The 19,476-nt window shown below is 57.9% G+C and carries 18 protein-coding genes; 4 read left to right on the top strand and 14 right to left on the bottom strand.

From position 1 onward, the window contains the following. Window positions 1-20 precede the first annotated feature (20 nt). Window positions 21-1,166 carry an aldo/keto reductase gene (locus SLW75_RS04235; protein ID WP_410933621.1) on the top strand — a complete coding sequence of 382 codons (1,146 nt, stop codon included), beginning with the start codon at window positions 21-23 and terminating at the stop codon, window positions 1,164-1,166. An 8-nt stretch (window positions 1,167-1,174) separates the two neighbouring features. Here the strand turns inward: SLW75_RS04235 and SLW75_RS04230 are convergent, their stop codons facing one another. The 4 genes from SLW75_RS04230 to SLW75_RS04215 form a co-directional block, all read right to left on the bottom strand. Continuing rightward, window positions 1,175-1,693 (bottom strand): sigma-70 family RNA polymerase sigma factor, encoded by a 519-nt coding sequence (locus SLW75_RS04230; RefSeq protein WP_410933620.1) that lies wholly within the window; start codon window positions 1,691-1,693, stop codon window positions 1,175-1,177. 227 nt (window positions 1,694-1,920) lie between these two features. Then, the gene (locus tag SLW75_RS04225; protein WP_410933816.1) at window positions 1,921-2,973 is read right to left on the bottom strand and encodes an alpha/beta hydrolase; all 1,053 of its coding nucleotides are present in this window, start codon (window positions 2,971-2,973) and stop codon (window positions 1,921-1,923) included. A gap of 36 nt (window positions 2,974-3,009) precedes the next feature. Then, window positions 3,010-3,765, bottom strand: a complete 756-nt coding sequence (locus SLW75_RS04220) for a YkgJ family cysteine cluster protein (RefSeq protein WP_410933619.1) — start codon at window positions 3,763-3,765, stop codon at window positions 3,010-3,012. Window positions 3,766-3,863: 98 nt separating this feature from the next. Continuing rightward, window positions 3,864-4,763 (bottom strand): LysR family transcriptional regulator, encoded by a 900-nt coding sequence (locus SLW75_RS04215; protein ID WP_410933618.1) that lies wholly within the window; start codon window positions 4,761-4,763, stop codon window positions 3,864-3,866. A 133-nt stretch (window positions 4,764-4,896) separates the two neighbouring features. Between SLW75_RS04215 and SLW75_RS04210 the strand changes: the two genes are divergently transcribed. Both SLW75_RS04210 and SLW75_RS04205 read left to right on the top strand, forming a co-directional pair. Beyond that, window positions 4,897-5,343 carry a cupin domain-containing protein gene (locus SLW75_RS04210; protein WP_410933815.1) on the top strand — a complete coding sequence of 149 codons (447 nt, stop codon included), beginning with the start codon at window positions 4,897-4,899 and terminating at the stop codon, window positions 5,341-5,343. After that, window positions 5,340-6,743 carry an MFS transporter gene (locus SLW75_RS04205; protein ID WP_410933617.1) on the top strand — a complete coding sequence of 468 codons (1,404 nt, stop codon included), beginning with the start codon at window positions 5,340-5,342 and terminating at the stop codon, window positions 6,741-6,743. Before SLW75_RS04210 ends, SLW75_RS04205 begins: the two co-directional genes overlap by 4 nt. Before the next feature lie 15 nt (window positions 6,744-6,758). On the opposite strand, the gene SLW75_RS04200 is transcribed toward SLW75_RS04205, so the two are convergent. From SLW75_RS04200 to SLW75_RS04155, 10 genes are all read right to left on the bottom strand, one after another. After that, entirely contained in the window at window positions 6,759-7,535 is a 777-nt protein-coding gene (locus SLW75_RS04200; RefSeq protein ID WP_410933616.1) for a carboxymuconolactone decarboxylase family protein, read from the bottom strand. Between the two features lie 8 nt (window positions 7,536-7,543). Continuing rightward, window positions 7,544-9,748: an aldehyde oxidoreductase molybdenum-binding subunit PaoC gene (paoC, locus tag SLW75_RS04195; RefSeq protein ID WP_410933615.1), complete on the bottom strand. Its 2,205-nt coding sequence runs from the start codon at window positions 9,746-9,748 to the stop codon at window positions 7,544-7,546. Further along, window positions 9,745-10,701 (bottom strand): FAD binding domain-containing protein, encoded by a 957-nt coding sequence (locus SLW75_RS04190; RefSeq protein WP_410933614.1) that lies wholly within the window; start codon window positions 10,699-10,701, stop codon window positions 9,745-9,747. Before SLW75_RS04190 ends, paoC begins: the two co-directional genes overlap by 4 nt. Then, a complete protein-coding gene (gene paoA / locus SLW75_RS04185) occupies window positions 10,698-11,324 on the bottom strand; it encodes an aldehyde dehydrogenase iron-sulfur subunit PaoA (protein ID WP_410933814.1) in 627 nt (208 codons plus the stop codon). Before paoA ends, SLW75_RS04190 begins: the two co-directional genes overlap by 4 nt. Before the next feature lie 310 nt (window positions 11,325-11,634). Continuing rightward, entirely contained in the window at window positions 11,635-12,252 is a 618-nt protein-coding gene (locus tag SLW75_RS04180; protein ID WP_410933613.1) for a YitT family protein, read from the bottom strand. Then, window positions 12,249-13,745 carry a leucyl aminopeptidase gene (locus SLW75_RS04175; RefSeq protein ID WP_410933813.1) on the bottom strand — a complete coding sequence of 499 codons (1,497 nt, stop codon included), beginning with the start codon at window positions 13,743-13,745 and terminating at the stop codon, window positions 12,249-12,251. Before SLW75_RS04175 ends, SLW75_RS04180 begins: the two co-directional genes overlap by 4 nt. Window positions 13,746-13,799: 54 nt before the next feature. After that, the gene (metC, locus tag SLW75_RS04170) at window positions 13,800-14,981 is read right to left on the bottom strand and encodes a cystathionine beta-lyase (RefSeq protein ID WP_410933612.1); all 1,182 of its coding nucleotides are present in this window, start codon (window positions 14,979-14,981) and stop codon (window positions 13,800-13,802) included. A gap of 552 nt (window positions 14,982-15,533) precedes the next feature. After that, complete coding sequence (locus tag SLW75_RS04165; RefSeq protein ID WP_410933611.1) at window positions 15,534-16,073, bottom strand: cupin; 540 nt, start codon at window positions 16,071-16,073, stop codon at window positions 15,534-15,536. 206 nt (window positions 16,074-16,279) lie between these two features. Further along, window positions 16,280-17,380 (bottom strand): alcohol dehydrogenase catalytic domain-containing protein, encoded by a 1,101-nt coding sequence (locus SLW75_RS04160; protein ID WP_410933610.1) that lies wholly within the window; start codon window positions 17,378-17,380, stop codon window positions 16,280-16,282. Between the two features lie 54 nt (window positions 17,381-17,434). Further along, entirely contained in the window at window positions 17,435-18,175 is a 741-nt protein-coding gene (locus SLW75_RS04155) for an alpha/beta fold hydrolase (RefSeq protein WP_410933609.1), read from the bottom strand. A gap of 531 nt (window positions 18,176-18,706) precedes the next feature. Between SLW75_RS04155 and SLW75_RS04150 the strand changes: the two genes are divergently transcribed. Further along, the gene (locus tag SLW75_RS04150) at window positions 18,707-19,396 is read left to right on the top strand and encodes a GntR family transcriptional regulator (protein ID WP_410933608.1); all 690 of its coding nucleotides are present in this window, start codon (window positions 18,707-18,709) and stop codon (window positions 19,394-19,396) included. Window positions 19,397-19,476: the final 80 nt, after the last annotated feature.

Raw genomic sequence — 19,476 nt, 5'->3', positions numbered from 1 at the left:
AAAAGCTAAGGAAAATACAAATGGCTTCAAGCGTGGAAATCAGTCGTCGTCTATTGCTGGGCGCGATGGGAGGTGCGGCGATGGCGCCTGTGTTGGCAAGTGCCGGCACGACACTTGGCGCCGCATCGATAGATGCGCACCGTGCGCCATCATCCAGTACCGGCAGACGAAAGCTTGGCGCTCTCGAGGTATCGAGCATCGGGTTGGGCGTGCAGAACATGAGTCGCACCTACCAAACCACTATTCCCAGCCGCCCCGAGATGATCAATATCATTCGTACGGCACATGAGCACGACGTGACGTTCTTCGATGCTGCCGAAGCCTATGGGCCACTTGAAGTGGAGCGCATCCTGGGAGAAGGGCTGGCGCCGATTCGCAACAAGTGCGTCATCGCTACCAAGTTCGGTTGGAACATCGACCCAGGCACCGGAGAGCGTCGGCCAGGGTTGAACAGTCGGCCAGAGCACATCAAAACTGCGGTAGAAGGGATGCTGAAACGGCTGCGTACTGATCGGATTGACCTGCTTTATCAGCACCGAGTCGATCCGCAGGTGCCTATCGAAGATGTCGCAGGCGCTATCAAGGAACTGATTGCCCAAGGAAAGGTGCTGCATTGGGGGCTTTGCGAGATGGGGCTCAATACGCTACGACGAGCGCATGCAGAGCTGCCGGTCACTGCCGTTCAGAGCGAGTACTCAATGCTGTGGCGTGGACCTGAGCAACGTGTGCTATCGGCGTGTCAGGAGCTGGGCATTGGGTTCGTACCGTGGAGCCCGCTCGGTGTAGGGTTTCTGACAGGGGCGATTGATGGCAAGACGCGCTTTGCCGACGGCGACATCCGCAAGGTCGAGGGGCGTTTCTTTCCCGAAAACGTGCCACGTAATCTGGCCTTGGTAGATTTGCTGAATGCCTGGGCACAACGCAAGCAGGCGACGCCGGCGCAGATTGCGCTGGCATGGTTGCTGGCGCAAAAGCCCTGGATCGTACCGATTCCGGGAACCACCCAGATGGCCCATATGCTGGAAAATATCGGCGCGGCAGGAGTGCGGTTTACCCCCGCGGAGGTCGCCGAACTGAATCGGTCGGTGCAGGTGATCGAGATCAAGGGAGCACGCTTGCCTGATGCCGTGCTGGCATTTTCCGATGTGGAGGCTCCGGCCAAATGACAAGGGTTTTAACCAATGCTCGTGAGCTTCGCGCAGTTGCACTTCGCCAGAGCCGTGGCAACGTATTGGCGAACCATACTCGCGGAGACTCCTAACCGCTGACCAATCTCGCCGTACGTGAGCCCTTCCAATTGTTTGTAGTAAAAAGCCTGTCTGGCTTTCTCTGACAGTTCTTGCAGGGATTGGTCGATTGCGTCCAGCTCGGCGAGCACAAGATGTTTTCGCTCTGGAGAAACATGGTGGTGGCTGGGGCGATGAGTGAGAGTCGCCAGATGGGAACGCTCAAGCCGTTTTCGTCGCCTTACTTCGTAGACGACGCGGCTGGCGATCGTCATGAGCATCGCCCGAGATTCACGCACCTCCTCCAGTCGAGGCAGTGCCGCCAGTTGGGTGAAAGCTTCGCATGCCAAGTCTTCAGCGTTCTCACCGCAGCCGAGGCGCGAGCGCAGCTTATGGGTGAGCCACTGATAGTCGTTGCGAAAGACATCAGCCAGTAATTCAGACGATGCCAAGCTTTGCCCTGTCATCTAATTGCTCCTGCGCGCAGCTAACAATCCATGGCGAGGGGAAGACGAAGGCAGGCATTGCTTTGGTCTATCTCTTGCACCGGTCAGCCCGAAAGTGGGTGGGCTGAACGGTATCAACTGGTCCGGCTGGTGACCAATATCGTTTGGTTAGGCACTTATATCTGACTGCAGGCCGAGCGCGGTTTGAAGGCATCTGCCTGGCACGCACGGCTCATCAGATCCAGGCCTTACAGCGTACGGCCAAAAAACGCATCCAGTTTGGCGGTCGCTGCTGCCACGTACTTGGGAACCCAATAGGTTTCGATGTGCGTTGCACCCTCTAGCTTGAATAGCTCCTTGTCCTTCGCGCCCGCTGCCTTGGCAAACGCATCTTCAGTCATGTAGAGGCTGTCAGCTTTGGTCCCCGCGATCATGAGCAGCGGCTGCTGGATCAGATCGATCTGATTGGCTGCGTCAAAACGCATCAAGTCGATCAGGCTGCTGGTGGTGTACTTGAAGGTGGAGTTGGGATGGGCATGGGTTTTCCAGTAGTACTCATAACCTTGGCGATACAGATCGAAGGGCAACTTGGCGATTTGCTCATCGCTGAGATTGGCATCACCCGAGTACATCACTGCCCCGCCCGCAGCCTCCTGAGCTCTTGCAGCCGATGCTTGTTGCATGCGCTGTTGAATGGAGTCCAGTTGGGAATCGACATAGCCATTGCGGCGTACCCGGCCTGAGTTGAACATGCTCACAGTGGCCACCGATTTGAAGCGCTTGTCAGTCTCGGCAGCAGCCAATGAGTATCCGCCACCGCCGCAGATGCCTAGCAGGCCCAGACGTGTGCTGTCGGCTCCGCTGTACTGGCTTATGAAGTCCGCCATGCCGTGAATGTCTTCTATACGGTTGGCAGGTTTATCTACGCTGCGGGGTTGCCCGCCACTGGCACCCTGATAGGCGGCATCGGCGGTAATAGTGACGTAACCCAGTTCGGCCAGACGCTGCGCGTACAAGCCGGCGACCTGTTCTTTCACGCCCCCATTGGGATGGGCCACAACAACCGCAGGATGCTTGGCTTTGGGGTCAAAATTGGCGGGTGTGTAGACGTTCGCTGAAATATCCAAGCCGTTGAGCTTATAGGTGACCGGGTGAATGTTGACCTTTCCCGGCTCGTTTTTGGTAATGGCACCTTCGTAGGCCAGCGTGTAAGGGTTCTTCTTGTAGTCAGCCGCCATCAGCTCTGCACCTGAAGCACCGAGCAGCGCGGCCAGGGCGGTATGTCGTATAAGTTTGCTCATCGGTACAGTCACCTTTTCCAGTGTTCCGGTTTGGATTTATCTCAAGGCGTGGAAGACGTAATCGACGCTCTCGGCATCATCAAGGGCCAGCTCTCCACGGGCCAATGCTTCACCAAGTGACGACTGCGCGACCCGAAGTTTCCACCTGCCCAACGCTTGGGTGCCTGATTCAGGGATCGGCTCTTCGGCGTTTATTGCCTCTAGGAGTAGCTCCCGTGCCGGGAATTGGATGACCAAAGCTTCGGCTTTCCATGCCGCCACGTTGATGCCCAGTCGGTTGCAGATTGCGATCTTGGCTCGCGCATCGGCCCTGTCGGCGAGGCGAGAGACCTGGATAAGCGAATTCAGTGACGAGTCGGATCCCGTGGCACTGGCGATGATTTCACCGTGTTCCCACGCCTCGCGTGGGCAGTCCTTGTCTTGCGGCTTCAGCTCGATGAAAGGATTGATTTCCATTGGATAGATACGGCACACGAGCGGGCGTTCGTCGTAGATACTGCAGAGGTCATCGGCTTGCAGGTTTGGGCACTGGGCGAGCGCGTTGGCGGCGAAAATAGCCGTCACCTGTACGTGGGTATTGCCGCATGAGACTTGGGCCGAACGCAACAGGCTGTGCTGATACTCCTGCTCTGACGCTGGCCAATGGAGCTGTTTGAACGCCTCCAAAAGGATCGCCACGTCATGGCCGCGTTCCAGCCATTGCCGCGCCTCCAGCAGCGTAAGCGGGATGAAGCGTCCTTTGCAGCAGGCGCCGCATCCGACGCAGTTGAAGCGGGTTGGCTCATGCTGCATATCGACTCCACACAAAGGACGCCAAGGCATATTAATGTCAGGGGCGTAGTTTGATTAGTCGATGGGCAGCACTAAGAGTCATGAGGCCCGATCATTAATCAACCTTGGGGCCGGTAGCGCAGCGCCTCGACCAGCAGCGCGAAGGCCGGCGATGCCTGGCGGCGACTGGGGTAATACAGGTGAAATCCCGAATACCACGGACTCCAGTCTTCGAGCACGACCTGCAACTGCCCACTGGCAATGTAGGGGGCCGCGATGTCTTCGGGAATGTAACTGAGCCCGAAGCCGTCCAGTGCGGCATCGAGTAATTGGTAAACACCGTTGTAGGTGATCTGACCCGCGACGCGCACGTTGAGAGTCTCGTGGTCCTTGGCAAACTCCCACGCATAGACGCCGCCATTGGTCGGCAGACGGAGGTTGTTGCACAGGTGCTTCGGCAGGCAGCGCGGGGTGACAGGTACGTCGCGTTGGGCGAAGTAATCGGGCGTGCCTACCACCAGCATGCGCATGTCCGGGCCGATGCGGGTTGCGATCATGCCATCGGCCACGGCTTCGCCGAGCCTCACTCCAGCATCGAAGCCCTGGGCTGCGATATCCACGAAGCTATAGTCGCAGCACACCTCCACCGAGATGTCGGGGTACTGAGGGAGGAACTGCTTGAGGGCAGGGCGCAGTACCAATTCCAACGCGTGATCCATGGCACTGATGCGGATGTTGCCTGCGGGCCTGTCGCGCAGATCGCTGAGGTCCGCCAAGGCGAACTCGATCTCCTCGAACATCGGGCCGACCGTCCCGATCAGTCGCTCGCCCGCTTCTGTGGGAGACACGCTGCGGGTAGTACGCGTCAGTAGCCTGAGACCCAATCGTGCCTCCAGGCCTCGCACGGTGTGGCTGAGCGCCGATTGCGAGACCCCTAGCTTGCCCGCCGCCTTAGTGAAGCTGCGCTCCTTTGCAACCGCCAGAAAGGCAATCAGGTCGTTGGCGTTTTCCCGAAGCATTGATGAGTCCTGCTCATTGATTTATTTGGATTCTAGTGACTAATCGGATTGAAATGTAACTGATAGATTACAAAACTTTACTGAAGCCACCGGAGACTCCTGAATGAAGTCACTTACAGCAGCTGCTCTCTCAATGGCCTTGCTCAGCGCTGAAACCGAAGGAGCACAGCCCATGAGCGTTGTCGTCACCCCTGTAGGTTCCCAGCCATCGGCTGTTGGCCCCGCCGAGTATTTCACCGGGAAAGTACGTGTCGATGCGCCGTTTAAAGGCACCGACGGAGCCCGCATCGGCGGCGCGACGGTGACTTTCGAGCCAGGGGCACGTACAGCCTGGCATACCCATCCACTTGGCCAGACGCTGATCGTTACCGCAGGGGCCGGTTACGTGCAACAAGAGAGGCAGGCGCGGCAGGCGATTCGCCCTGGCGACACGGTCTGGATCCCGCCCCACGTCAAGCATTGGCACGGTGCTGCGGCTGACATGGGCATGAGCCACATTGCGATCGCCGAGGCTCTGGACGGCAAGACTGTCGAGTGGCTGGAGCAGGTGAGCGACGAAGACTACGGCCACGCACGATGAACCCTTTGTCGCGCAAACAGTGGGGTGTCCTGCTGGTCATCCTATGCAGTTATCTCATGATCGTGCTGGATACCTCGGTAGTCATCACCGCCTTGCCCCAGATCCGCCAGACGTTCGCCATGACCACTACCGGGCTTTCCTGGGTGCAGAATGCCTATACCCTGGCGTTCGGCGGGCTGTTGCTGCTGGGCGCGCGTGGCGGCGACATCCTGGGGCGCCGACGCATGTTCGTGATCGGCCTGGGCGTCTTCATGTTCGCCTCGTTGCTGGTGGCGGTGGCGCAGAGCAACGCTTTGCTCATTGCTGCCCGTGGTCTGCAGGGTGTAGGTGCAGCGATCCTTGCCCCTTCATCCCTGGCGTTGCTGCTGGTCAATTTCGAAGGCCACCAGCGCACGCGGGCTATCGCCTGGTATGGCGCCACCGCCGGCGTGGGTTCGAGCCTTGGTCTGCTGATCGGGGGGGTACTCACTCAGTGGGCATCCTGGCGTGTAGGCTTCCTGATCAACCTGCCGATTGGCTTGGCACTGATTATCACCACGTTGCGCGTGGTGCGCGAAACCCCCGTAAGGCCGAGCACATTTGACCTGGCTGGAGCACTGCTATCGACAGTTGGGATGACCTGTCTGGTTTACGGCATCGTCAGCGCAGCTAATACCGGATGGGGCGATACAAGCACTATTTGCGGGCTCATCGCCGGGGCGCTTCTACTCGCGTTGTTTGGTTTTCACGAGGCGCGGACTTCGGACCCGATCCTGCCGCTACGCCTGTTTCAGCACCGGGTGAGGGCGGGCGCTTACAGTGCTCGGCTGTTTTTTCTGGGTGCAATGATGAGCTTCTATTTCTTTACCACTCAGTACCTGCAGGAAGTGCTTGGGTTCAGCGCCAGTGAAGCAGGGTTAGCGTTTCTGCCAACCACGTTGGCTAATTTCGCTGCGGCAATGGCCATCCCCCGGCTTACCCGGTTGTTTGGCAATGGAGCGCTGCTGGCCGCCGCCGTGGCAGTAGGGTGTATCGGCATGCTTTGGCTGTCGGGCCTTGGCTCGGACACTGGATATCAGGCCGTGATCATGCCGCTGCTGTTGATCGGCTTGAGCCAGGGCGCTTGCCTCAGCCCGCTGACCGCAGCGGCGATGACTGACGTGCAACCTGCAGATGCAGGCGCGGCGTCGGGGCTGGTAAATGTCAGCCACCAGCTCGGGGGGACCCTGGGCCTCAGCGTGCTGACCGTCGCGTACAGCTATGGAGCCGGGTCTTCGGAATCGGTCCAAGCAGTCTCGGCGGGTATTTCCATGGCATTCATCTGGAGCGCTGTCATGCTGGCGTCAGCGCTGGTGGTCGTGCTTGTTCTGATCGTACGAGGCGCCCCGCAAAACGCTGCCCTTGCGCAGCGTCAGGGTTAACCCGCGTTCAGCCGATCAGTCTTTGGGTCGGGAATCGAAGACCTCTTTGAAAACTTCGACTGCAGACATCGCCTTCGGCCAACCAACATAGAACGCGAGGTGGGTGACCGCCTCCGAGGCTTCGGTTCGGGTCAAGCCGTTGTCCATCGCGCGATTGAGATGGAACTGCAATTGCGGGGCCTGACCCTGGGCGATAAGTGCGGCGACGGTGACCAGGCTGCGGTCCCGAGCCGTGAGGCCTGGATCGCGCCAGAGGTCGGCGAACAGCACGTCGTTGGTGTAATCACCCAGCTTCGGCGCTACGGCTTCGGTAGCCGACTGCACCGCGGCGCGTCGCTTGGTTTCACTGTCGGCATCGAATTCCAGCGGCTCGGCGGCTGCCAGCACTATGGCGTCGCGGGGGATCTTGCGTTCGGTGAACACCTTGTGCGCCACACCGGTGGCCGACATTGCGTTCGGCCAACCGGCGTAGAAAGCCAGATGGGTAATCAGCGCGCTGATCTCACTGGGCTTGAGCCCATTATCCAGCGCTAGATTCAGGTGCCCGGTCAACTGCGCGCTCTGGCCATTGGCGATGAGGGCGGACAGGGTGATCAGGCTCCGGTCACGGCTTTTCAGTTGCGGGCGCTTCCAGACTTCACCGAAAAGCAGTTGCGTAGTGTAGTTGTAAAGTTGGGGCGTCACTTCCTGAACATGTGGCGCAGGTTTGGGATCGGGTTTGGCAGTTGTGGCGCCGGCTTCGGTCATGGCGGCGAGGCACAGCGTGGCGAACGTGGGTGCAAGAAGTCTCATGGTAACTCTCAGCTGCTAGTGGCTATCGCTGGCAAGCGATCCAGAAATTTGTCGAGGGTGATCGGGTACTCGCGTACGCGCACACCGGTGGCGTTATAGACGGCGTTGGCGATGGCGGCGGCGACCCCCGAAATCCCCAGCTCGCCAACGCCCTTGGCCTTCATTGGCGATGAGTAGGCATCGACTTCATCGATGAAAATCACTTCTTGATGCGGGATGTCGGCATGCACTGGCACTTCGTATCCGGCAAGGTCGTGATTGACGAAAAACCCGTGGCGTTTGTCGACCACCAGCTCTTCCATCAACGCGCCGCCCACGCCCATGGTCATTGCCCCGATAACCTGGCTGCGGGCCATCTTGGGGTTGATGATGCGGCCGGCGGCGCAAACGGCAAGCATGCGGTCAATGCGCACCTCGCCGGTGGCGGCATCGACTCGGACCTGCACGAAGTGCGCACCGAAAGTCTGGTGCTCCCGTTCCTCACGTGCCTTGCCGAATTCCAGAATGTCTTCGGCTGTTAACGTACCGTTCTGCGCGACGTGCGCCAGGGACATGGTTTTGCCGCTACCGCGTACCTGGCCATCGGTAAACTCGGCCGTCGCGGGGTTGATGCCCATTCTTTCGGCGATGAGTGTCCGCAGCTTCATGCTTGCAGCATATACACCGGAGGTGGATGAATTGGCACCGCGCTGGCCAGCCGAACCTGCCGAGGTGGGGAAGGTGGAATCGCCCAGTCGCACCACCACCTTGTCCAGGCTTACGCCCAGGGTTTCGGCCGCGGTCTGGCCGAGAATGGTGTAGCTGCCGGTGCCAATATCGGTCATGTCGGTTTCGACGGTGATGATCCCGTTGGAATCCAGGTGCACCCGCGCAGCGGAGTCGCGGATCGGATTGCCGCGAATGGCCGAGGCCATGCCCATCCCGATCAACCATTGGCCTTCGCGACGGCTGGCGGGAGCAGCGGGCCGCTGATCCCAACCGAAGTGCTTCGCACCGGTCTCCAAGCATTCGATCAGTGCGCGTGTGGTGAACGGCCGGGACGGGTCACCAGGCACAACCTGAGTGTCATTGGCAATGCGCAGCTTGACCGGGCACATGTTCAGGGCGACAGCCAACTCGTCCATGGCGCCTTCCAGTGCCATCATCCCGGAGGCTTCGCCCGGTGCACGCATGGCGTTGCCTTCCGGTAGATCGAGTACGGCGAGGCGAGCACGGGTCATGCGGTTGGCCCCTGCGTACAGGACCTGGGTCTGGGTCACGGCTTTTTCGAACGGCCCGCCTGGCAGGTTGCCGGACAGGGTTTCATGGCCGATGGCGAGGATCCGGCCCGAGCGATCGGCGCCCAGCCGCACGCGCTGAATCGTGGCAGGCCGATGGGTAGTGTTGTTGAACATCAGCGGCCGGCTGAGCGCTACCTTCACCGGTCTGCCCAGTTGGCTCGCGGCAACCGACGCCAGGACCGCGTCGGCGAGTACCGACGCTTTGCCGCCGAAGCCTCCGCCGATGTACGGTGATATCAGGCGAATCTTCTCGGGCGGCACACCCAGGATAATCGACAAGTCGCGCTTGCTCCACGACAACAACTGGATCGAACACCACAGCGTCAGCTGGTCGCCTTGCCAGCGCGCTGTTGAGGCATGCGGCTCCATCATCGCGTGGGCCTGGTCGGGCGTGGCATAGGTCACATCAATCTGAACGGCAGCCTGATTGAAAGCGTCGTCGAACTGGCCGACGTCGGTATCGGGCCCAGTCTTGGGGATCTGCGCATTCGGGCGTTCGGCCGCCAGGTCGAAACGGCCCTGACCTTTCACATAGTCGACTTCGATGAGCTGAGCCGCAGCACGCGCCTGTTCAAAGGTCTCGGCGACGACGATCGCGATGGCCTGGTGGTAGTGATCAATGCCGGGCCCGCCCAGTGCGCGGGCGGCATTGAACTCGCTTTTGCCCAGCGTGCCTGCATTGGCTGCGGTGATCACGGTTAACACGCCGGGGGCGTCCTGTGCGGCATCTGTGCGCATCTGCGCGATGCGACCTTTGCCGATAGCGGCACCCAAAATGTAACCGTACACCGCGTCTGGAACCTGTTCGTGGTTCTCGTAGGCATAGTGGGCGGCCCCGGTCACCTTCAGCGGCCCCTCAATACGATTCAGAGGTTGACCGACGACTTTCAACTGGTCTATCGGATTGTCGCCCGTGGGCAGGTCGAATTTCATGACTGCGCCCTCGCTTGCAACATTGCCGATGCCACTGTTCGCTCCACCAGAGTGAGCTTGAAGGCGTTGTCATGTGACGGGGTTGCGCCACGCAAAAGGCTGCCAGTCACCGCCTTGGCGCCGTCGGGCATCAAGGCATCGGCAGCATCGACGCGCCATGGCCTGTGGGCGACGCCGCCAAGCGCAACGCGCCCCGTTCCGTCGGGTTGCAGGATTGTCGCCACCGAGATTAGGGCGAAGGCATAGGAGGCTCGGTCTCGCACCTTATGATACTGATGCACGCCTCCGAGCGGCCTGGGCAGTGTCACGGCGATCACCAGCTCATCGGAATAGAGAGCCGTCTCGATGTTGGGCGTATTGGCCGGCAGCCGATGGAAATCGGCGATGGGAATGGAGCGCACGTGCCCGTTGGCCCGCACCGTCTCGACGGTAGCATCCAACAGCCTCATCGCCACCGCCATGTCGCTGGGGTGAGTCGCGATGCAACTCTCGCTGGTGCCGATGATCGCCAGTTGCCTACTGAAACCGCCAACGGCCGCACAGCCGGCACCCGGGCTCCGTTTATTGCAGGCCATGTTGGTGTCGTAGAAGTACGGGCAACGGGTGCGCTGCAGCAGGTTGCCGGCAGTCGTTGCCACGTTGCGCAGTTGCCCCGACGCGCCTGCCAGCAAAGCCCTGGCCAGCACAGCATAGTCTGTGCGGACCCGCGGGTCGGCGGCCAAGTCGGTGTTGCGCACCAGTGCGCCAACCCTCAGGCCGCCGTCGGATGTAGTCGCGATAGTGTCCAGCCCCAGGCCGTTGACATCGATCAGATTCACCGGGGTCTCGATCTCCAGTTTCATCAGGTCCAGCAGATTGGTGCCGCCGGCGATGAAGCGAGCGCCTTCGAGTTGTGCAGCCTGCGCAGCAGCGTCCGCAGGGGAAGTGGCACGTAGGTAGTTGAACGGTCTCATGCGGTCTCCTGTGCGACTTCGGTAATCGCCTCGATGATGTTGGAGTAGGCACCGCAACGGCAGATATTGCCGCTCATGCGCTCCTGGATTTCCCGTGCTACTAGCCGTGGAGCTTCAGTGAGGTTGTCACTGACATGGCTGGGAACGCCCGCGCGGATTTCGTCGAGCACGGCCACCGCAGAGCAGATCTGTCCCGGTGTGCAGTAGCCACATTGATAACCGTCATGCTTGATGAAAGCGGCCTGCATAGGGTGCAGGTTTTGCGTGCTGCCCAGACCTTCGATAGTGGTGATGTCCGACCCCTGATGCATGACCGCGAGGGTCAGGCAGGCGTTGATCCTCGAGCCATTGGCAATGACCGTACACGCGCCGCATTGACCATGGTCGCAGCCCTTTTTCGTACCGGTGAGGTGCAGATGGTCGCGCAAGGCGTCCAGCAAGGTAGTGCGGGTGTACAGTTCCAGGGTGTGTGACGTTTGGTTGATGGTCAGCGCTACTTTCGCAGCATTTGGCCGTGCGGCGTTGGCAGCGCTGGCTTTGGCGCTGAGGAAAGGAGGTAGGGCGATTGCCGCAGATGACACCACCCCAATGATAAGAAAGTTGCGCCTGGTTAACGGCGTCATGTCGTTCGTATCCACGGTTACATTTCCTCGGGAAGGCTGTGCGATCTGTGCACCGTCCGAAGCGCTCTTGAACGACTCTCGCTTATGTCGAAGCGGGCGTTCATAGGTGCGGGTAATTGAAGACCTTAACGCCGTGGCTGACTGGCGACTATGCCGAATGGGCGTATAGCCACATGAGCGAGGTTCATGAATGGACGCCGCTACTGGTTTCGCGGGGGCCATGGAGAATACTGTCGTTGCAAGCGATACATTTCGAAACAGTCAACGGGTCAATGCACACTTCCGCGTGCATTGACCACGATTTAAAGGATCAACTGAATCCGTTGTAGCGGTATTTCTTGAAGTTGAAGATCATGATCAGGTTGATCACGGCAGCGCCCGCAATCGAGCGCAACAAGTCTCCCCATGAAACCGTCACCAGGGCGGCTAAGAGAATCAGGCAATCGATGACCAGCTGTACTTTTCCGGCACTGATCTCGTACTTCTCCTGCAAATACAGCGACACAATGATCACCCCGCCCAAGCTTGCCCCGTGGCGACAGATCAAGACAAGCCCGACCCCGATCAAGGCACCCCCAACCAACGCAGCGAACAGCGGATTGAGGGTGTCGTAGCTGATCATCCCGGGCAGAGCGATGCTCAGTGCCGCCAACGAACACACTGCCGCGCAGGTGCGCAGAATAAAGGCCCCGCCCAGACGCTTGTAGCCCAAGTAATAGAACGGCAGGTTGACCAGGAAGAAGCATGTGCCAACCGACCAGCCCGTGAGGTAGTGCCCCAGCAAGCCGAGGCCAGCACCCCCACCGGTTACCAAATGTGCGTCGGCATACAGGCTCATGCCGAAGGCAATCAGCAGCGTTCCTACTACGATGGACTGTATATCTTCAAGCAAACTGTGGCGCTGACGGGGGAGGGCTTGGTCCGTCATGACGCCGCAGTAGCCCGAGCAACCAAATATTCGGTCAGCAATTTGACGGGGCGGCCTGTAGCTCCTTTCTGCGCGCCGCTTTTCCATGCCGTCCCGGCGATGTCCAAATGTGCCCAAGAATACTTGCGAGTGAAGTTTTCCAGGAAGCAGGCGGCTGTGATCGCGCCGCCCTCACGGCCGCCGATATTGGCCAAGTCTGCAAAGTTGGATTTCAGCGAATCGTTGTAAGCGCCGTCCAGCGGCATCCGCCATACGGTGTCGCCGGAGGCTTGGGAAGCGGCGATCAGCTCTTCAGCCAGTGCATCTTCACGGGCAAACAGACCACTGTGTACGTTACCCAGCGCCACTACGCAGGCACCGGTCAAGGTGGCTATATCAATCACCGCCGCAGGTTCGAAGCGCTCGGCATAGGTCAGTGCGTCGCACAGAATCAAGCGCCCTTCGGCGTCGGTGTTCAGCACCTCGATCGACTTGCCCGCCATGCTCGTAATGATGTCCCCCGGCTTTAACGCTTCGCCTGATGGCATGTTTTCACAGGTTGGAATGATACCGACGACATTGAGCGGCAGATCCATCTCGATGATCGCCTTGAAGGTACCCAAGACGGCCGCCGCACCGCACATGTCGTACTTCATTTCATCCATTGCCTGCCCAGGCTTGATTGAAATGCCGCCGGAGTCGAAGGTGATGCCCTTACCGACCAACACCAGCGGCGCCTGTCCCTCTGGTCCGGCCTTGCGGTCCATCACGATCAGCTTGGGCGGTTGCACTGAACCCCGGGCGACGGACAGAAAGCTATTCATGCCCAGCGTCTGGATGTCTTCGCGTTCCAATACCTGAACCGTGGTTCTGGCACTTTGCGGTTGTGCCAAACCTTCCGCCACTTGGGCCAGATAGGTGGGTGTGCACTGATTAGGTGGCAGGTTGCCCAAGTCACGGCACAGGCTGACGCCTTGGCTAATCCCATCGGCGCGGCGCAGGATTTGATCCTCCGAGGCGACCTGTACATCAGCCACGACCAGCACCACTTCTTCCAAGGCGATTGCCCTAGGATCCGGCTCGCTCTTGAAGGCGTCGAAGCGGTAAACCGCTTCTGCCAAGGCCTGGATGGACTGGCCTACGGCGGTTTCCTGCTCGAGCGACTGTGTCAGACACCACAGCAGGCGGGCACTGCGCGTGGTCGTCAGCGCTTTCGCCGCGCCGGCGATCACCTTGCGTTGACGGGCTGCGTCCATCTCGACGGAACCGCCCAACTGCACCAGCAGGACTTGCCGGCTGGCCAGGGCCCTGCCGGTACGCAGCAGCAGGGTATCGCCGGGTTTCTCGCCCAGGTCCTTGCTTTCCAGGGCGTCCTCGATCAACCCCGAACACAGACTGTTGATCCAGTGTGCAGCGCCCTTGAGGGCAGCCGCATGTACGCCTACCACGATGCAATCGAATGCAGTGGTGCGCAGATACTCTTCGGTAATAGTGCCAAGCAACGACGTTTTCATAGGTTCTCTTAAGCGAAAGTATTCAATGGATAGCACGGGCCGGGAGGCCCGCGTTCAGGCGACTGCAACCCGCGGAGAGCGAGTCGCGATATCAAGTGCGCGCGTGAAGTCCTCGATGAGGTCGTCGACATGCTCCAGGCCCGCATGCACACGAACCACATAGCCCTGGCCTGCGCTTTGCTCGCACGAACGAAGCGGGGTGCCTACCGGGACAACCAGACTTTCGAATCCGCCCCAAGACAAACCAATGCCAAACAGCTTGAGGTTATCGAACAGGCGTCGTAGCACGTCGGTATCACAACTTTTCAAACGGATACCAAACAAACCGCTCGCGCCGAGGAAGTCGCGCTTCCACAGGTCATGCCCCGGCGTGTTGGGCAAGGCGGGGTGCATCACATCGGCCACTGCGCAATGCTGGGCAAGACTGTTCGCCAGGGCGATACCATTGCTCCAGTGCTGTTGCAGCCGAACAGGCATGGTCCGCAGGCCGCGTAAGGCCAAAAACAGGTCGTCGGGGCTGGCGATCTGACCGAAGTCATGAGCGCCGGCCTTTAGCTGGGCCCAGGCGCGCTTGTTTGCTGTAGCGGTGCCAAGCAGGGCATCCGAGTGTCCGACGATGTATTTGGTCGCTGCCTGGATCGAGACGTCGACGCCGTGTTCGAAAGGCTTGAAGTACAGGGGCGACGCCCAGGTGTTATCCAGCAGGACGAACGCACCCACTTCATGAGCGGCATCGCAGATGGCTGGCAGGTCTGCAACTTCAAAGGTCAGCGAGCCGGGTGACTCGGTGAACACCACTCGAGTGTTGGGTCGCAGCAGCTCTGCAATTTTGCCGCCGATTGCCGGTGCGAAGAACTCCACCTCTACGCCCATACGGCTCAGCACATTGGTAGTGAAGGATCGGGTAGGGCCATAAATGTTGTCCGTCATCAATACGTGGTCACCGGTGCTGACGAACGCGAGCAGGGAATGCACGCACGCAGATAGGCCCGAAGGGAAAACGCAGCAGCCGTGGCCGCCTTCGAGTTCGGCAATAGCATCCTCGAACGAGCGGGTGGAAGGGGTACCAAACCGGCCGTAGTTGGAATAAGGGTTGCCATTGACCTTGCTCGCTTCCCAGCTATCGAAGCTTTTCGCAAGTATGGTCGAACCCCGGAATACTGGGGTATTGACCAACCCACCGAACGCATCGGGGGTTCTACCGGCATGGATGAATCGGGTAGCGGCGTCGTACATCGCAGTCATACCTAAGAGCAAGATAGGCTGCAAATTTTATCGATCGGCCCGGGGAAAGAATTTCACTATGGTGATCGGAGAGGTTCGCTCTGGGAAAAATTCGTTCGATTTGCCTTCGCTGGTTGGAATTTTTTTTCTGGGGGCTGCCTAGTCCAACTACTCGCGCAGGAAGGTGAGCGGGCACCACTAGGAATAAATCAGCGCAATGAGCTCTCCAGTCCGGGGTAGGTTGGCTTGCCCATGGGCTGCTCGAGCGAGCAGTTGTTAGCGTTATCTAAAGCCGCACTATTGACACGTACTGGTTTCGGTGATTTTAGCGTGCGCGCCACGGGGGCCGGAAAACCCAACCAAATGTCGCAAATACCTGCGCAAATCCGGTGCTGATGAGGCTGGGCTTACGGCTACCCGAACCCTCTGGGCGCGCAGCACGTGCAGCCCACGGCGTCGTGTAGGATGAACCTGTTTATTAGCTATTGCGACGCTTATAGATACAGGGGGCGATTGTGATGCGGGAAATATAAACTAAGCTGTTAGTCATAAGCGATTATGCTTTTAGCATCGACGAGCACCGATCAGTACAAATAAAATCTGTGCTGTATTATTACTCATGTTGCGCCAAGCATGCCTATTTCCATGTTGTACAACCACATCATGTTTATGAAGTTGGATCTTTTGGCCGTTTCCAAGTTCAAGAACCAATTCACCCTCCAGAAGAATAGCATAGTCGATGCTCTCGGTTCTGTGCATGCCGGGCTCATTCACTTCAAAGGTGGATGCAAACTCAGGCATTTTTTTCAATAGTTCTTCCCCAAAGGCAGCACCGTCAAATGCAGCGTTCGCCATCGTGGAGTCAGGGGGGATCGACACAATATTTAAACGGGTTTCTCCAACCGATGGAATACTTCCGACGGTCATCTCGATGCTTTGTGGTTCCCCGGTGGCGACGATGGCCTGTGCGCTCGTTGACCAGAACAGGGCAGATTCGAAGCCTGGTAGCGCGTCGAGCGTAGTGCCTTGAACTGAAGCAATGTCGGAAACAATCTCCCCGTTACCGTTCTTACCGGTTCCTACAATGATACGGCGAACTTTCATTTGACCTCCAATACGCTCATAAAGCTCGGGCTAGGTAAGCTGACTTGTTAGCTAAAAAAATTACCGCGCGCCTGCAGATCATTTGCTATGAAAAACTAATGTTTCATCGAGCATTTGATACTAGACAGGCGCGTGTCAATTGCGAGCTTTCGATACTAGCCAACTCCATCAGTCGGTATTTCGGCGGCTCGGCATCCGACGTTAATCTAAGGCCTGACTACAATATTCTCGAACCCGCCATGCGTCCGGTTCTCGGCTGCAACCATCGCCTCATTGAGTTGCTCTAACTCGTAAATCTTATGCTCGAGTGCTGACAAATCAAGTACTCCGGAATCCACCATGCTAGCCATATCCTGCGCCTGTGAGGTAGTAAACCAGCAGGATCCAATAAATGAGATCTGCTGTACCATCAAATAGATTGGAGTCATTGGCAAAACGTGGTCCATACCTCCGATGAAAACCAGTCGACCACCACGGCGCAACGACATCAATCCATCCATGGTTGGATCAGAGCCCGAATGAGCGGATAGGCAATCGACGACAATGTCTACGCCTTGACCATCAGTTGCAGCACGCACTCGCTCAGGAAGATTCCCTTCTCTCGCGTTCATAATCTCTATACGGCCAGGGGCGAGGGCCCTAACTCGCTCGAGGAGCTCACTGTTGCGTGCCACCGCGATGATCTTCGGAACACCCATAGCCAGCGCCAACATGACCGTCCCGACCCCAAGCGTTCCCGTTCCCCCATTCACGAGAACAGTCGTGCGTACACCGGCTTTTGCATTGCACAGCGCTGAGTATGACGTCCCTAAGTAACCGAAACGCGCTCCGGCTTCGAAGGAAACCTTGTCTGAAAGTACGACCATGGAATCCGCGGGTGCAATCATGTATTCCGCAAATCCACCCCAAGGATAGCGCGCATAAATGTCATGAGATTTTGGGCCCATCCCGAAGTAGCCGGCCATCGTTTGATTGGCGCAGAGCAGTCCTGTGCCACTGAGGCAATGGTCACAGGTTCCGCAGTACCGTAGAGGGTTTACATACACACGCTGTCCAATTTGCAAACCGCTTGCGTTGGGCCCGACAGCTGCGACCTCGCCCACAGGGTCCAAGCCATAGATAGCGGGTAAAGCGGGGAGCGGCAGGTCAGGAAACCATTCAGGGTAATGATAAACAACATTGCGGAGGTTTGGCACCACGCCGCATGCTCGTACCCGAACTAGGACATCAGATCCTGTGGGCTCAGGAATGTCAATTTCGTCAACTTGAAACGGGGTAGCTACTTTATGTAATCGAGCGGCGCGCATATACTTCTCCCTTCTTATTATCGTGTGGTTACAAATATTGTTGTGTTTGATTTCTCACAGCATGCTTTTTATATTGGCATGCTTAGCAATAGTGTCCAAAAACTCGATTGTCAGCTCGGGGTGCGTAACAATGACGTTGTGGGGAGCGTCGATTTCGATGTAGTGCCATCCCGGCTGGCTGCGAGCAAAAGCAGCACTTTCTTCCACACCAGGGAATGCGGGCAGCGTGCATCTAAAATAGGTCGCCGGGATACCATTAGCGAGAGGGTTTTTTAACTTCAATGCGGACGTGTCGACGCCTAATGGCTGTGGTGTCAGATGTCTGCGTAGCCATCGGGCTATAACTGGGTCGCTCACCCCAAATGCAGAAGGGTCAGGGGGGGGGACACTGGTTCCACCATTGGCTTCAGCTCTGGCTAAACGTCTTTCTCGGTCCTCAGCTGTCATCCCTTCGAGTCGGCTCCGACCATCAAAGGGCAGGCCTCCATCGATAAACACCAGATGTTTTATTCGCTCAGGGATGATATCCGATACGCCGCATATAGACCGCGCGCCAAAGCTATGGCCCACCAAAATGACCTCATTCAATTCTTCCATTTCAATGGTCGATTGAATGTCACGGACAAACGTGGCCATGGTGATATCGGCGCTCATCAGATGACTGCGGTCGCCCAACCCGGTTTGCGTTGGAGTATAGACCTCATGACCCAGGCGACGAAGACCATCTGCCACCCCACGCCAGCACCAGCCTCCGTGAAACGCACCATGTACCAGGACGAAACATGCTTGAGCCATAGCAGCCCTCTATCTTTTTTGTTTTTTATCACGCGGGCATCGTCTTTTTGATGAGGATCGACGTCCCGCGGTTGGGGATACGCTTTGCCTGGATAGTTATGCACAAAACTAAGTTTTACGCAAGCTATAGGTCGTGGTCCATCGTAATTCCCAAGTGGCGCTTAGCGCTGATCGGGTTGCCTCTAGAAGATGTGTGCCGATCGGGCGAGAAGTGGCGTGCATTCCTGGGCGCTCGAGCAAAGGTCACGAAACGGGTCAGTCAGCCGCGATCCGATGTACTGCAAGGCCGCGAGGATAGTCATGCTTGCTACCGCACCAGCCACATCACGGGCGGCTTACGCTGGATTCCTGAAACGCTTTTTGTCCGTGGCGAATGAACGACAAGGCGACTTCGGCACTGAAGCTCAATGGCGACGGGCATCTGACTTTGCGGGGTTGCAGCATGATGTTCGGAAGCGATTAAGTGCAAATGTTCTTTCTTTGTGCATAATAAGTGCTATCCTACCGACAAACTTTCGTTGTCAGTAAAAAATGAACGCAAAATCTTCCGTTGACTCAGCGCAGACACTCCCTCTGGTCGATCAAGCGTGTAATGCACTACGCAGTGCGCTTATCAACTGTGAATTCGAACCCGGCGATCGCCTCCGGGTTGAAGTGCTGCAGCGTAGATTTGGCTTCAGTAGTAGCCCCCTACGAGAGGCGATGAATCGACTCGTGCGGGGGGGATTGATTACGATGGTCGAAAATAGAGGGTTTCGCGTCGCGCCAATCACCGTTGAAGCAGTCAGAGATTTGACGAGGGTCAGGCTCTTGATTGAAATCGAGGCATTGCGTGACTCGATCGCTTACGGCGGTGATGATTGGGAGTCCAATCTAGTTGCCGCGTTTCATAGTTTGTCAATAGTTGAGCAGCGGATGGGACCAGAGCCTGGTCTGGTTGATAACGCCTGGGTCAGCAGGCATCGTGGGTTTCACCTGTGCACTTACTCTGCATGCACCTCTCCGCTACTATTGGAAATGGTTGAAGACCTTTTCGATCAGGCTGAGCGCTTTCGAATTTTTTCCGCACGGAATCGCAAGACTAACCGCGCAAAAAATTCCGAGCATGAGAATTTATATAAAGCCGTATTGAGTCGAGACTTTAATGAAGCCGCTCAGCTCCTGACTTCTCATATCCGTAGTACTGAAAGATTTTGTTGTGAGGGCATACTTAATCCGTAACCCTTCGGTATGCCACGTTCGTTTGCATTCCTCTCGGGGCAGATTTCCATTTAGCAGGGCCTCCTTTCCCGCAGCGTTCC

Origin of the sequence: Pseudomonas sp. W5-01 (assembly GCF_046540435.1) — a bacterium.
Lineage (GTDB): Bacteria > Pseudomonadota > Gammaproteobacteria > Pseudomonadales > Pseudomonadaceae > Aquipseudomonas > Aquipseudomonas graminis_B.
This window is presented reverse-complemented; position numbering and strand designations above follow the sequence as displayed.